Raw genomic sequence first — 12,866 nt, forward strand, 5'->3', positions numbered from 1 at the left:
TAGTCAAAGCGGAATTCAAGCTAGGTTCTTAGGAACGACCGCTTTCGGCTAAAAGCAGCCGATCACAACGTACCGCTTTGCGTGGACTTATTACTGTTCTGTAGTCCTCCACTTAAGTGGAGGAAATAATCATGAGCGAATGAAGGGCGCTGTATTCGACAGCTATTTGCCTAGGGTATGGAAAAGTGCTTTCGACGGACGGGTTTGTTTGTCATTTTTCAAACTTGCGTGCTCGACTTCACTGTCACCGAGTGCTTTGCGGCCTGCAACGCTTGCATCAGCTTGGCCAGTGACTCTGTCGGGACTTGCCCTTGTCGGGTGATGCTGTGAAATGCTGCGTTATACCTCAGCCGCTGCGGTGCAATTACACGCAACATGCCACGTGCTACCCAGATATCGGCGTAGTGGGTCGGTAGGTAGCCGATGCAGGTGCCGGAAGCGATCAGTGTGGCAATGGCTTCCATGGAGAAAGCGCTTACCGAGTTGCCGAAGCGCAATTTGTGCGGCCGGCGGCTTTCGAGCATGTAGCCACGGTCTACGTAATCTGCGGCACCGATCTCCTCGTCCGTAAAATGCTCGTCGGGACGTGCAAAGAAAGGATGACCACGCCCGCAATACAGGTTTTGTTCTTCCTCGAACAGCGCTTGGTAATGCAGGCCTGAGAGCTGGTGGTTAAAACAACCGATGGCGAGGTGCAGACGCCCTTCGAGCACGGCTTGCTCAAGCTCGTCGGCACGCATTACCTGCAGGTCGATGCGGGTACTGGGCGAAACCAGGCGAAAGGAAGCGAGGGCCTGCGGCAGCGGTGCCTGGTCTAGCGAAAGCAGGTTATCGACGCTGCCAATCTGCAAGAACTCTGGATACTTTTCGTTAAGCATGACTACCCGCCGATGAAAGCGGTCGATATCAGCATACAGCTCCTGCGCCGCCGCATAAGTTTGGGCGCCTTGTTCGGAAAGTTGAAAGCCGCTCTTGCCACGACGGCAGAGGGAGTAGCCGAGGCGAATTTCCAGATCTCGCACCAATGTGCTCAAGCGAGGCAGGCTGGTATTTAAGCGTACCTGCGCGGCAGTGAAGCCTCCAGCCTCGACGATGGTGCAAAAGATGCGCAGTTTGCGCAGATCCACGTCTGAGAGATTAGTGAGCATCAAAACCTCCGATGCAGAGACACAAACGCTATAGGGACAGCCCTTATACCAGCAAATTTACCTTGCGAATCAATGCGACTGAACTGCACCGAAAGAGGCCGTTTTTTAGTTGCGATTTCGAGTAAGTCAGGTTCCGTACTGCAGGATTTACCAGCCATTTTTTTCTTCCGATACTCGCGGTGCTGCTGGTCGGCAGTGTTGCGGGGAGGGGAGCCACTGCCGCGGCCCACACAAGCAAAACTTCACCCAGAACAAAAATAACGATTACGGAGTGCGGTATGGCAACTCAACGAAGTAGCGGATCGAGCAGGCCCGCCATTGAAGCTCGCTCAATCGATTATGTGCCTCGTGCAGAACGGCACGGTAAGGTCTGGCACCAAGGCCCGTTCTGGTTTACCGGCAACTTTGTGTTTCTCACCATGATGGTCGGCTTTGTTGGGCCAAGCATGGGGCTCAGCATAATGTGGAGCATACTGGCGATTGCAATAGGTGCTGGCTTTGGCACCGTGTTCATGGCCTTGCACGCCAACCAGGGCCCCAAGATGGGCTTGCCGCAGATGATTCAGTCTCGTGCGCAATTCGGTAGCCGCGGTGCCATTGTGCCGTTTGCGGCGACCATCTTTGTTTACATCGGTTTTATAGTATTCGGCGTCATTTTGGTCACTCAGGCCATACAGCTGGTTCTGCCGGGCTCGACGTGGTTCTGGTACCCCATGTTGATTGCGATCAGCATCGTGATTGCACTGGTGGGATATGACCTGTTGCACTTTGTGCAACGTTGGCTCACGTATCTGCTAATTGCCGTGTTTGGCATCGTGACGTTGATGGCTGTTACTGCACTGCCCGCGGCAGCTCCAATACCGGTGAACTCGGGTTGGAACACCACTGCGTTTCTCGTGCAGTTGTCACTTGCTGCTGGGTATAACATCAGCTATTCGGTGTATGTCTCCGATTATTCGCGCTACCTGCCTCAAGACTCGTCCAGCCCCAGGCTGATCTTCTGGACGTACTTGGGCGCGACTGCGTCGGCGATATGGCTGATGTCGCTGGGGGCGGTGTTGTCCAGCTATATACCGGGCGCCGATGGCATCGTTTCGCTGGTGCAAACCGGTAATTATTTCTTCCCTGGCTTTGGTATATTCGTCGCGTTAGTGGGGGCCGTCGCGCAGTTGTCGGTCACCGGCATAAATAGCTATGGCGCCATGCTCACTGGAATCAGCGCGGTGGACGGCTTCCGTCCAGTACGCCCCGGTGTCCGCGTGAGAGTGATCGGCCTGAGCGTAGTGGGCCTGCTGTCACTGGTGATCGCTTTGGCGTTACCGGATGCCTATATGGCCAGCTTCAATGGCTTTGTACTGCTTATGCTGTACTTCCTCATCCCATGGACGGCGGTCAACCTCGTCGACTTTTATGCGATTCGCAAAGGCGAATACGCCATCGCCGAAATATTCAATCCGCACGGCGTATATGGCCGTTGGGCCTGGCGAGGTGTACTGGCCTATCTGGTTGGTTTTGTCGCAATGGTGCCGTTCTTCTCGCTTCCGTTTTTCGTTGGCCCAGTAGCTGCGGCACTGGGCGGTGCGGATATCGCATTCATCCCCGGCTTGTTGATTTCCGGCGGCCTGTATCTCGGGTTGGCGCGCAACCTCGAACGCTCATCGGAGATCGCAGCGCAACGCCAAAGTCAGCTCGTGCTTGAAGGTATTGCCGGCTGAACGCTCACCGATAAACGACCATCAGAAAAAGGTTTTTAGATGATCAGCAAATGCGAAAAAACAGTCGCTATTGTGCAAATGCCTGCGGCTCTTCTTGATCGAGCCGAATCGATGCGCCTGGCAGCCGAACATATCAAGAGTGCTGCGCTCAAGGAGGCGCAACTCGTGGTATTCCCGGAAACGTGGTTGAGCTGTTACCCCGCATGGATATTTGGAATGGCGGGCTGGGACGATGCGCAAGCCAAGTTCTGGTACGCCAAGCTACTGGCGGACAGCCCGGTTATTGGCCGGCCTGACGACATGGACGATGACCTTGCGGTGCTTCGCGAGGCTGCGCGTGTTAACGCAGTCACCGTGGTGATGGGTATGAACGAGCGCTCTCGGCGCCACGGCGGCTCGCTCTACAACTCTCTAGTCACTATTGGCCCGGAGGGGACCATTTTGAATGTGCACCGCAAACTGACGCCGACCCACACCGAACGCACGGTATGGGCCAACGGTGATGCCGCAGGTCTACGGGTGGTCGATACCGCGGTTGGTCGCGTGGGAGGGCTGGTGTGCTGGGAGCACTGGCACCCGCTGGCGCGCCAGGCCCTGCATGCACAAGACGAACAGATTCATGTGGCGGCATGGCCGGACATGACGGAAATGCACCATGTTGCTGCCCGTTCCTATGCCTTCGAAGGGCGCTGTTTTGTGCTTTGCGCTGGCCAGTACCTGAACGTTGCTGATGTGCCAGCCGAGTTACTGACGGCTTACCGCCTTGGGGTTGGCGGCAACGGACTGGAGGAGCGTTTACTGTTCAATGGTGGATCTGGTGTGGTCGCTCCAGATGGTTCCTGGGTGACGGCACCGCTCTTTGGGGAGCCTGGAATTGTCCTGGCAACCATCGACCTTGCGCAGATCGATGCCCAGCACCATGACCTCGATGTGGCAGGTCATTACTTGCGCCCGGATGTCTTCGAGCTCTCGATTGATCGACGCGTACGTACAGGTTTAACGCTGCGCGACGACTGAATATCTCCTCAACCCTATATTCCGGGTGGCCGTGCATAGGCCGGCCCGGAATCATCAAGGCTAACTCATGGTTCATGTACTTTTGGCTACAGCGCTCTTATCCATCATGTTGGGTGCGCTCTCCGGCTTTGCCGTTCTGGCTTCCGTCGACTACCCAGCCAAGCTCCGTGCCCTAGGTGTGGTCAACCCGATGCGCGTGCGGCAGGCGCATCTGGACTGGATCATCATGGGGACGGTGATGGCGGTCACCGCGCTTGCCAATCCTCAGCTTCCCGACTGGGTCGTTGCGTTGGTGATGTTTGGTGGCGTGGTCAATCCGCTGACGTTTGTGCCCATGGCGTTCTCCACTACGGTGGAGACCACCAAGGCATTTCAATGGGTGTCTTTTGTGTCGTTTGTTTCGTTGAGTGTGGGACTGATCGCGGCGGCGGCTTATTTTATCTTTGGTTGAGTCATCAACACCGATAGCCGGCTAGACCTGTTCTACCGCCTCCTGCATTTGACCAAATCAGCGGGCCGCTCAAGCACGAAAAGCGCGGCACTCTCCTTTGGGGAATCCTCGCGCTTGATGGCCGAACACTAAGCAAAGTTCGCAATTACAGGTGGAAATCCCCCGCAGCCTCCGGCTGGTAAAGCACTTTCCTGATTTCAATCCGGCGGGTGCGATCAGAGATTCGCCAGTCGATGGTGTCCCCCTCCTGATAGCCAAGGATGGCGGCGCCTATATCGGAATACACCGAATGCTTCCCTGCGGTGCTGTCCGCGTCTTCAGGGTAGACCAAGGCCACTTCGATCTCTTCGTCGTCCAGTTGCAGCAAGGCCCTGGAGTTCATCGTGATGACGTTGCGCGCCACCTGCTGGGGCTTGACGACAATGGCTCGCTCAAGCTCATGTTCGAGTTCAACAATCGTCGGGCCTTGCTCGAACACGATCAGGCTCTCGAGCCTGGCCTTGTCGATTTCAGTGATGTAGATCTCGGTGGAGTCGACAACGGTACCTTCGCGCAAGAACTGGAGATAGCGCTCGGCCGTCATGGAAAATGATTTCAATGTCGGCGTTTCGCTTTCAAGCACAAAGCCGCTGCGCTGAAAGGCTTTCAGCGAGCGCGTGTTGTCCGGGTGGATCTTGGCGATGAGCTTCTCGGCCCGCATGTCGAGGAAGGCCAGTTTCATGCCTTCGCGGATGGTGCGGGCGCCCAGGTTCCGGCCCCATTTGTCGCTGTCTCCGATGACCAGGACTATCTCGCAATTGGCGCCGGTCTTGACCAGACGGACAAAGCCCACCGGGGCGTCATGCCGGTCATAGGCCATGAAGAACCGGCCGTCCCGGTTGAATAGATGGGTCAGGATCGGCAATTGAGTCCGATCGATGACTTGTTCGATGGAGCGGGAGACGTGACGCGAATCGCTCAGAAAGCAGGTAACGCGCTCATCCTCCAACCAATCCATCAATGTCAGCGCGTGCGCCCGAGTAATTTCAGGGCACAGTGTAATGAAAGGCTTGTTCATCTTGACCACACTTATCTGTAAAGAATGGAAGCCTTTCATGGCTATGGTCATGACGGTTCTTCGGCAACCGCGCATTTTAAGATATACCGCGAGGAATGGCGAACATCCCGGCGTGTTCGAGGAAACCATCGTTTTGCCCCAGGATCCGGTCCAGAGGTTCGCCGCAGGCTGCTCCATCAGATGTATGTGGATGTCCTGGCATGACCGGGCGTAACAGTTTCAGTGCTTTGGATCATGTGGCCGAACCCGCTTTTGGGGGAGGAGAGAGTTTCGGCCCGCCAAGGCCCGTCTGGCGGCGTTTCAGCGCAGTGAATCTAAAGATGCCTGGCCGGGCCAATCTATTCGTGAAGCGTGTATTTCCCGTTGGCTGCAATAAAATCTTGAAAGCTTTTGATAAAGGCTTTTCTTGTGCCAGGTAGTATTTTTTTTAGAGCCAGAAAATAAAGATAGATAGGTGTCGCGTCCCCAGTGCCTTCCTCTATCCAGCACTCTTCTGTTGCAAAGCAAAAAAGTACACAGCGTATGAGGTTCGCAAAGTCTTCATCTGATTTACGGTGCTGTTGCTCTACCGTCCAGAGTTCTAGCGCAAGCCTTTTCCGGAGATCCCCATCGCTTTCTATAGGTTCTCGCTGGATGCTTTTTTCGATATATGGAATCAGCACTTTCAACTTAGGGGTGGAAATGCTAGCAAGTACACCGCCGTCGATCAGACTGAGCAAATAGCGTGCGTACTGACGTGTTATTTCACTGAAAGGCACGCTCGCTTCAAGTAACGCCTGTTCAAGGTAATCGAACTCTTGAACCTCCAGGCTATCAATCATCATACAGCTCCATCTTTTACTCTTATCCTGCAGCAGCAATCGGCCGAAAGCGGTCAGTGCAGATTCAGGTAGGGGTTCGAGTTCCTATTCTCCCTACCCTGGTTGCATTTGGCGAGCTGGTTGTTGGGGGGGGGCGAGGCCCTGGGCTGGTAAGCTGATAGCTAAGAACAACTACTCATCACAGAGGGCAATGACCCGCAGATGGCCGCCCCTGCGCATCGTGCAGCTCGTGCGCCGTCGATGTTGGTTAGAATGGCGTGTTGAAGTCTACTGCTCGCAAGGAAACCCAATGAGCACTGAAAAGCCAGAGCCTTTGCTCATCCTTCAAAGGTTTCTAGATAATGTTTATGTGAAGGCTTCGAAAAGCCAGAATGTTTTACTCAAAAGAAACCATGGCCACTACACATACGCGAATGGAATACTCTTCGTCTACGTGACGATCTTCCCTAAAGAGGTTGAGCTTGTTTTTGAAAGCAAGCAGGTAGGTAACGGGGTTTTTAGTATTGTTTTGGATATGTGCATGTCCAGTGGAGAAGTACTGGCTGGCAACCTGCTGTCTCTGAATGGGAGATGCGAGGAGATCAGCACGGCATTGGCCTCGCAAGAAGACTGGGTGTTGGCCCTGTTGTTAAAGTGCTTGGGCAACTGAGTCTTTTTCCAGAGCGTGGACACCGCAGGCGTTCCGGTTTGCCGGTTCGCGTGCGCCGAGTTTATGCAGTGACCGCTTCTGGCTGTGGATTCAACCGGTCGATGCAACAGATTGGCTAAATCGTTCGGCGGGTGCTTCGTAGTCTAGTGTTTTCCGAGGGCGGCTATTTAGCTGCCTTGCAACTTCATTGAGCATGGCTCGCGGGCGAGGGCGGCGACTCGGTCTTTGCCCCGGCGATTTACTGGTTTTAAGCCAGCAAGGGCGGGTCTTTACCCGCCCCAGTGGTTTAGTTACGCACGAACGCCAGTAGATCAGCGTTAATCGTATCGGCGTTAGTTGTCGGCATTCCGTGGGGGAAGCCGGGGTAGATTTTCAGGGTGCTGTTTTGCAGAAGTCTGGCGGACAGAACTCCGGCATTTTCATAGGGCACGATCTGGTCATCGTCCCCGTGCATCACCAGTACGGGGATCTTTATGCTCTTCAAATCCTCGGTGAAGTCGGTCTGAGAAAACGCCACGATCCCGTCATAGTGTGCCTTTGCATAGGCGGCAGCTACTCGGCGCCCGCCATGCAGGGCGAAGTCCGTGACGGTAGTACCCTGGCGCGCGAGGCCTATTTCGTTGAGTTTGCGCGTGACATCCGCACCGTCGCCAGGATGCCGGTCATGGTCAACGGGGGAGTGCGCCGACGGCCGATCGCTGAAATGGCCGCCCAAAGTGGCATGGATATGGTGGGGATCGGCGCGGCGTTGACCTCCGATCCGAGCGTGTCGCCGTTGCGTGCGCTGGTGCTGCAACAACTCGCCATGGCCTTTCGCCCCCGCCAATATCGACGTTGGGTAGAGAAGCGTTCGATGTGAGTCGATACCTGGCAAACCTACCGCTCATTATTTGGGCGAGAAAGTCACCTTGACCGGATTGTCGTGTTTGTAGGTTGCCGATGATGGCCCGTAGTCGAGGTTGAAGCCTGGCAGCCAGGCCCTGAGTTCAGTATCTGAAATCCATTCGAGCTGGAGCTGGCTTGCGGCCGCATTGGCGTCGAACTGAGCCAAGGCTTGCACCGCAGATTGGCAGGCTGCCGATACGCCGGATTCCAGTACCGAGACCTGGAGCTTCTCGCTCCAAGTGATGGATCCGCTTTGCGGGCACTGGCGTACTTGCACATGATATTTCCCGCTGGGTGAAGGCAGGTCGTAGACAATTTTGTTGGGGCCGCATGCGGCCAGCAAGGCGGATGAGAAAATCAGGGCGGGGACGCGTTTATTCATCGCAGTATTCCAATTGCCAGGAGGGGCAAGTGAGCAGTCGGCCGGCCTGCACTGGGGGCGTACCGAATTCAGGCAAACAGGCCCCCGAGCGCATGCTCGACACGGTATTCGATGAGACGCCCATACCCCCGGACTGGTCTTACTTGGCCAGTGACAACGGCACGCCCCAGATGGGATCTTCCATGCCTTGCTTGCCCAGCGGCGTGATTTGCATGGGCTGGAGCCTGGACAGCAACTGCCGGTGCTTCTCGCTCAGGTTGCGCTGCTCGATGAGATTCTGCGTAAAGCTCATGGGCGCCGGCCAGGTATAGACGGTCAGGTTGTCGAGAGGGCACTCGATTTTCTTCGGGTCGATCGCCCGGCACTTCGACTGCTGGTACTTGTAGCCAGGGGTCTTCAGGTGCATGCGTGGGGCCAGCAGCAATTGGCCGCCCTGGATGGTGAAACTGGCAAGCGCCTTGTCGACCGGCAGGCGCGCCTGGACCTTGATCGCGGGAACGTCGCGAGAATCGGTCTGTTGGTAATAGCCGCCCGGGGAGAGCGCCGTCGTCTGGGTATATTGCTGTTCACCCCAGCTCACGCAGGCACCCGAAGCCCTGAGCACGGCGGTACAGACACCTTCGGTCTTGGTCTCGCTGCCATAGGTAGCGTCCTTCCAGACCTCTTCCCTGTAATACTCGCGGTACAGCTCGGGGGACAGGTAGGCAGTCCCGTTGGCGCCATGGCCCGAACCGGGTGGGCCGCTGCGGGCGCCGACCTGGTCGAGCAAGCCGTGGATCTGGTAGTCGTCGCCGCCGGTCAGCAAGTATTTGCCTGGTGGCAGGATATGCACCTCGAAGGCCTTGAACAGATAGGTTTCGCCAGGCGGCCTCTGCAGCGCGTTGGTCTGGAACTTGCGGCCGAAGGTCACCTTCGGATCCTTCTCGTATTCCCAGATCACCGTCGGCGTCCATTGAGTCATGGTCAGTGCATCGCTCAGCGACTTGTGCGGCATCACGTCCGCCACCAGCACCACCGCCATGTTCGCCTTGAGTGCTGCGTCCACCTGGTCCAACAGCTGCGCGTAGCGCGGATCGTCCATGCTGCCGTAGGCACCCGAATCGAGATCGGAGACGCAACCGGAGAGGGAAAGAGCGAGGAGCAACGCGGCGGGTAAGGCAGAGCGCTGCCGGAACAGTTTCATGTATCAATCCTTGATGGGCGTTGGCAGGGGATGTTGAACAGCAATATTAATGGTTTGAGGGTAGAGCGCAATATTTAGGAAGGCCGGTCCGATGGCATGCGCAAAGAGCAAGAATACGCTGTGATTGACCTCACATATCGAACTCTGAACGCTGTGCGAATTCGACTTCGCAGGCCCATGACGACCTGCGCAGGTAGAGGCAGGGAGAGGGCGAATTGCTGTCCGTTTCTCTGGCACAACCCGGATCCTCTGCTAGTTTTTTCAACGATCAATCTTGCCGCAAAAGATTCGCTCGCCAAAAAAACACTCAAGCAAGGAAGCAGCCGGATGAAGAAAGCCCCCGTATTCATCAGTGGCTTGATTGCTACGTCAGTGATGCTCGCCGCGATGCTTGTGCAGGCGCAAACCTCGCCGATGGCGCAGGTCTCCGGGCCTGAAGCCGATGTGAAGGTAACGCAAACCTACGTTCGGATGATGGCGCGGGAAGCGTATTTCTGGGGTTGGCCGATGGCCAATATCTTCAACCGCCGGCAGAAGTTCAAGGACCTGCCGGAGCCGGGACTGATGGGCGGTATCGTGCCCGTAGCACCGATCAACCATCTGTCGATGCTCACCGATTACATTTCCCCTGGCGAGCGGCTGGTGGCCTGCCCGAACCAGGATGTGGTCTACGGTGCGGGCAGCATTGCCCTGGATATCGAGCCTGTGGTGATTCAGGTGCCGGACTTCGGCGACCGTTTCTGGGTGTATCAACTGGTGGACCTGCGCTCCGACAGCTTCGCCGAACTGGGCAAGATGTACGGTACCAAGCCGGGCTTCTATCTACTGGTGGGGCCGGACTGGAACGGCAAGGTACCGGAAGGCATTGCCCAGGTGTTTCGCGCAAAGACCAACACCGGTTTCGTGATCCCGCGGGTATTCCAGGACGATACCGCCTAAGATCGCAAGGCCATTCAGCCCTATCTGTCAGGCATCGATATGTACCCGCTGTCCAAGTACGACGGCAAACTCAAGCAGCGTGACTGGAGCAAGTCGCCGAAATTCCCTGCCGAGGCATCGGGAGACGAGGAGACCCGCTGGGTGCTCCCGGAAAAGTTCTTTGATGAACTGCCGGCGATTCTCAAGGACGCCAGGCCGCTACCGGGTGAAGAGGCGCGCTATGCGCAATTGGCGGTGCTGGCGCAAATCGCCCAGCGCGACCCCGAGCTGAAAAAAGCCATGATCGACGAAGCGCAAAAGGCTGACAGCGAGGTGGTCAAGCCGCTGTTGCAGTTTCGCAACTACGGCCAGCAATTGCCGCATCACTGGAGCACCATCAGCAACGGCGCGGCGTTTGGTACCGATTATTTCCTGCGCACGGCAGTCGCCCGGTCGAATATCTTCGTCAACAAGCAGATCGAGACCAAGTATTTCTACCAGGACCTGGACGAGGCCGGTACTCGGCTCAATGGCGCCCAGCGCTACAGCGTGACCTTCCCCAAGGGTGCGCTGCCGCCGGTCAAGGGCTTCTGGTCGTTGACGCTGTACAACCAACAGCATTTCTTCGCCGAAAACCCGTTGGGACGCTATTCCCTCGGCACCAAGAACAAAGCGCTCAAGAGCAATGCCGATGGCTCGCTGACACTCTATGTGCAAAGCGACTCGCCGGGCGCGGACAAGGAAAGCAACTGGCTCCCCGCGCCCCAGGGCGCCGACTTCTCGCTATACGTACGCGCCTACTGGCCGGAAGCCGCTGCAATGAACGGCCAGTGGACACCACCGGCGGTGGTCAAGGTCAACTGAGCCGATTTTCCAACTGCGTTTCATAAGGACAGCCCATGAACCGTTTGCGCACTTCCCTGACGGCCCTGGCCGCAGCCATTACCTTGAGCGGCCTGGCCAATGCTGCGACGCGTTATGAGGAACTGGCCAACCAGCCCTTTGAAAAGGGCTTCCCGACTGAGACAGCTGCACGCAACCTGATCGATGAGCTGGTGTTCCAGCGCGCCGTGCAGTCGTACCTGTGGGCCTTGCCGGCGATCAACATCTGGTCGATGAAGGAGGCTTCGGAGAAAGAGTTCGGCGCCGGCTACAACATCCTGCCCACCTGGAAAAAACGCATCAATGCCAAGACGCTGGTGACCACCCCGAACTCCGACCTGGTCTACGCCATGAGTTATCTGGACCTGCAGAAGTACGGCCCCCTGGTGGTCGAAGCACCTCCCGGTGTACAGGGCATGTTCGACGATTTTTTCCAGCGCCCGATCGTTGGCCCGACCATCGACGGCAAGACCTGGCGCGGTGACGTCGGCCTGGCCGGCCCTGACAAGGGCAAGGGCGGCACCTACGTGCTGTTGCCGCCGGACTACAAGGGGCCGGAGCCGACCGAGGGATACGTCTATCGTTCGCGAACCAACAACGTGTTCCTGTTCTGGCGCACCTTTTTCAAGGATCCGAAAGACCTCAGCGTGCCGGTGGCTGAAGTCGAGCGCACCAAGATCTATCCGCTGGGCAAGAAGGATTCGGCGCTGCCGATGCAATTTCCCGATGCCACCGGCGCACCGATCAACATGCTATTTCCCGAGGATGGTCGCTATTTCGACATGCTGTCGCGCTTCATTGACGCCGAAGCGGTGGACCCGGCAGACATGGACATGCGTGGCTTCCTGCACACCTTGGGCATCGAGAAGGGCAAGCCCTTCGCTCCGGATGCGCAACGGCGCAAATTGCTCGATGAAGCGGCGCGCACCGCGTTCAAGATGAGCAAGGTGGTGACCAGCCATTTGCTGCTCAAGGAACCGGGCGGCTTGTACTACAAAGATCGGCAATACGTGAATACCTTCGCCGGGGAGAACACCGAGTTTCAGTCCAGTGGCAGCTTCACCAATCTTGAGCAGCGGGTGGCGTTCTTCACTTCGGCCTACTCGGACAGCCCCGGCATGGTCATGAACATGGTCGGTGCCGGTGCCAAGTATCCCGCGACCACCCGTGATGCCGACGGCAAGTTCCTCGACGGTGCCCAGACCTACAAGCTCAACCTGCCGGCAAATGTACCTGCGGCGTTGTTCTGGTCGGTGACCGCCTACGACAACCTGACCGCCTCGGGCCTGGACAACGGCCAGCCGTTCCCGTCTCTCAATCAGATGGATAAGCCGGTGCAGAACAGCGACGGCTCCACCGATATCTACTTTGGCCCGAAATCTCCGGGCGAGGGCAAGAACTGGATCAAGACCGTACCGGACAAGGGCTTCCTGGTGATCGTGCGGCTTTACGGGCCCAAGCAGGCATTCTTTGACCAGAGCTGGAAACCGAGTGATTTGCTCAAGCAGTGATGAGTGTGCTCGTGTCGTGCCCCATAAGACGGCCAATGCGAACAACGCTTTTCGAAGGGTAGCCGGTGTGCGGTACGTTGAACCCTCTGCGCGATAGCGTTGAGCATTCATTAATAGCCGTCAGGTATGTCTGAATCAGGCTAAATGGTGCCCACTTCATTAGGTGGACACCATTTCCCTGAACGTTGGGATCAGGCCGGACGATTACAGCCATAGTGACTGTCGACCCGTGGGTGAGATTTGCACA

The 12,866-nt window shown here is 56.9% G+C and carries 10 protein-coding genes and 3 pseudogenes; 7 read left to right on the forward strand and 6 right to left on the reverse strand.

Annotated elements, in window-relative coordinates; genetic code table 11:
* Positions 1–218: 218 nt before the first annotated feature.
* Positions 219–1,148: a LysR family transcriptional regulator gene (locus tag F6S12_RS11010; protein ID WP_123430647.1), complete on the reverse strand. Its 930-nt coding sequence runs from the start codon at positions 1,146–1,148 to the stop codon at positions 219–221.
* Positions 1,149–1,426: 278 nt separating this feature from the next.
* Between F6S12_RS11010 and F6S12_RS11015 the strand changes: the two genes are divergently transcribed.
* The 3 genes from F6S12_RS11015 to F6S12_RS11025 all read left to right on the forward strand — a co-directional run bounded on the left by F6S12_RS11015 (position 1,427) and on the right by F6S12_RS11025 (position 4,331).
* Positions 1,427–2,863, forward strand: a complete 1,437-nt coding sequence (locus tag F6S12_RS11015) for a purine-cytosine permease family protein (protein ID WP_236204183.1) — start codon at positions 1,427–1,429, stop codon at positions 2,861–2,863.
* Between the two features lie 39 nt (positions 2,864–2,902).
* The gene (locus tag F6S12_RS11020; RefSeq protein ID WP_183001717.1) at positions 2,903–3,880 is read left to right on the forward strand and encodes a carbon-nitrogen hydrolase family protein; all 978 of its coding nucleotides are present in this window, start codon (positions 2,903–2,905) and stop codon (positions 3,878–3,880) included.
* 67 nt (positions 3,881–3,947) lie between these two features.
* Complete coding sequence (locus F6S12_RS11025; RefSeq protein ID WP_011061741.1) at positions 3,948–4,331, forward strand: hypothetical protein; 384 nt, start codon at positions 3,948–3,950, stop codon at positions 4,329–4,331.
* Between the two features lie 145 nt (positions 4,332–4,476).
* Here F6S12_RS11025 and F6S12_RS11030 read toward each other — a convergent pair whose 3' ends face one another.
* Positions 4,477–5,439 carry a bifunctional GNAT family N-acetyltransferase/nucleoside diphosphate kinase regulator gene (locus F6S12_RS11030; protein ID WP_019092746.1) on the reverse strand — a complete coding sequence of 321 codons (963 nt, stop codon included), beginning with the start codon at positions 5,437–5,439 and terminating at the stop codon, positions 4,477–4,479.
* A 287-nt stretch (positions 5,440–5,726) separates the two neighbouring features.
* Positions 5,727–6,209 (reverse strand): hypothetical protein, encoded by a 483-nt coding sequence (locus F6S12_RS11035; protein WP_210670988.1) that lies wholly within the window; start codon positions 6,207–6,209, stop codon positions 5,727–5,729.
* Positions 6,210–6,498: 289 nt separating this feature from the next.
* On the opposite strand from F6S12_RS11035, the gene F6S12_RS11040 reads away from it, so the two are divergent.
* A complete protein-coding gene (locus F6S12_RS11040; protein WP_041752309.1) occupies positions 6,499–6,858 on the forward strand; it encodes a hypothetical protein in 360 nt (119 codons plus the stop codon).
* A 286-nt stretch (positions 6,859–7,144) separates the two neighbouring features.
* Here the strand turns inward: F6S12_RS11040 and F6S12_RS11045 are convergent.
* Positions 7,145–7,399: pseudogene (locus tag F6S12_RS11045) on the reverse strand (alpha/beta fold hydrolase); the annotation flags it as partial.
* Positions 7,400–7,402: 3 nt separating this feature from the next.
* Between F6S12_RS11045 and F6S12_RS11050 the strand changes: the two are divergent.
* A pseudogene (locus F6S12_RS11050) lies at positions 7,403–7,717 on the forward strand (2,4-dienoyl-CoA reductase); the annotation flags it as partial.
* Positions 7,718–7,744: 27 nt separating this feature from the next.
* Here the strand turns inward: F6S12_RS11050 and F6S12_RS11055 are convergent.
* Complete coding sequence (locus F6S12_RS11055) at positions 7,745–8,125, reverse strand: hypothetical protein (RefSeq protein ID WP_210483891.1); 381 nt, start codon at positions 8,123–8,125, stop codon at positions 7,745–7,747.
* Positions 8,126–8,264: 139 nt separating this feature from the next.
* Positions 8,265–9,308 carry a hypothetical protein gene (locus F6S12_RS11060; RefSeq protein WP_011061732.1) on the reverse strand — a complete coding sequence of 348 codons (1,044 nt, stop codon included), beginning with the start codon at positions 9,306–9,308 and terminating at the stop codon, positions 8,265–8,267.
* 327 nt (positions 9,309–9,635) lie between these two features.
* Between F6S12_RS11060 and F6S12_RS11065 the strand changes: the two are divergent.
* Together F6S12_RS11065 and F6S12_RS11070 are read left to right on the forward strand one after the other, a co-directional pair.
* Positions 9,636–11,090, forward strand: a pseudogene (locus F6S12_RS11065) (DUF1254 domain-containing protein).
* Positions 11,091–11,125: 35 nt separating this feature from the next.
* Positions 11,126–12,619 (forward strand): DUF1254 domain-containing protein, encoded by a 1,494-nt coding sequence (locus tag F6S12_RS11070; RefSeq protein ID WP_103290130.1) that lies wholly within the window; start codon positions 11,126–11,128, stop codon positions 12,617–12,619.
* Positions 12,620–12,866 lie beyond the last annotated feature (247 nt).

Origin of the sequence: Pseudomonas sp. JV245A (genome assembly GCF_032424515.1) — a bacterium.
Taxonomy (GTDB): Bacteria; Pseudomonadota; Gammaproteobacteria; order Pseudomonadales; family Pseudomonadaceae; genus Aquipseudomonas; species Aquipseudomonas protegens.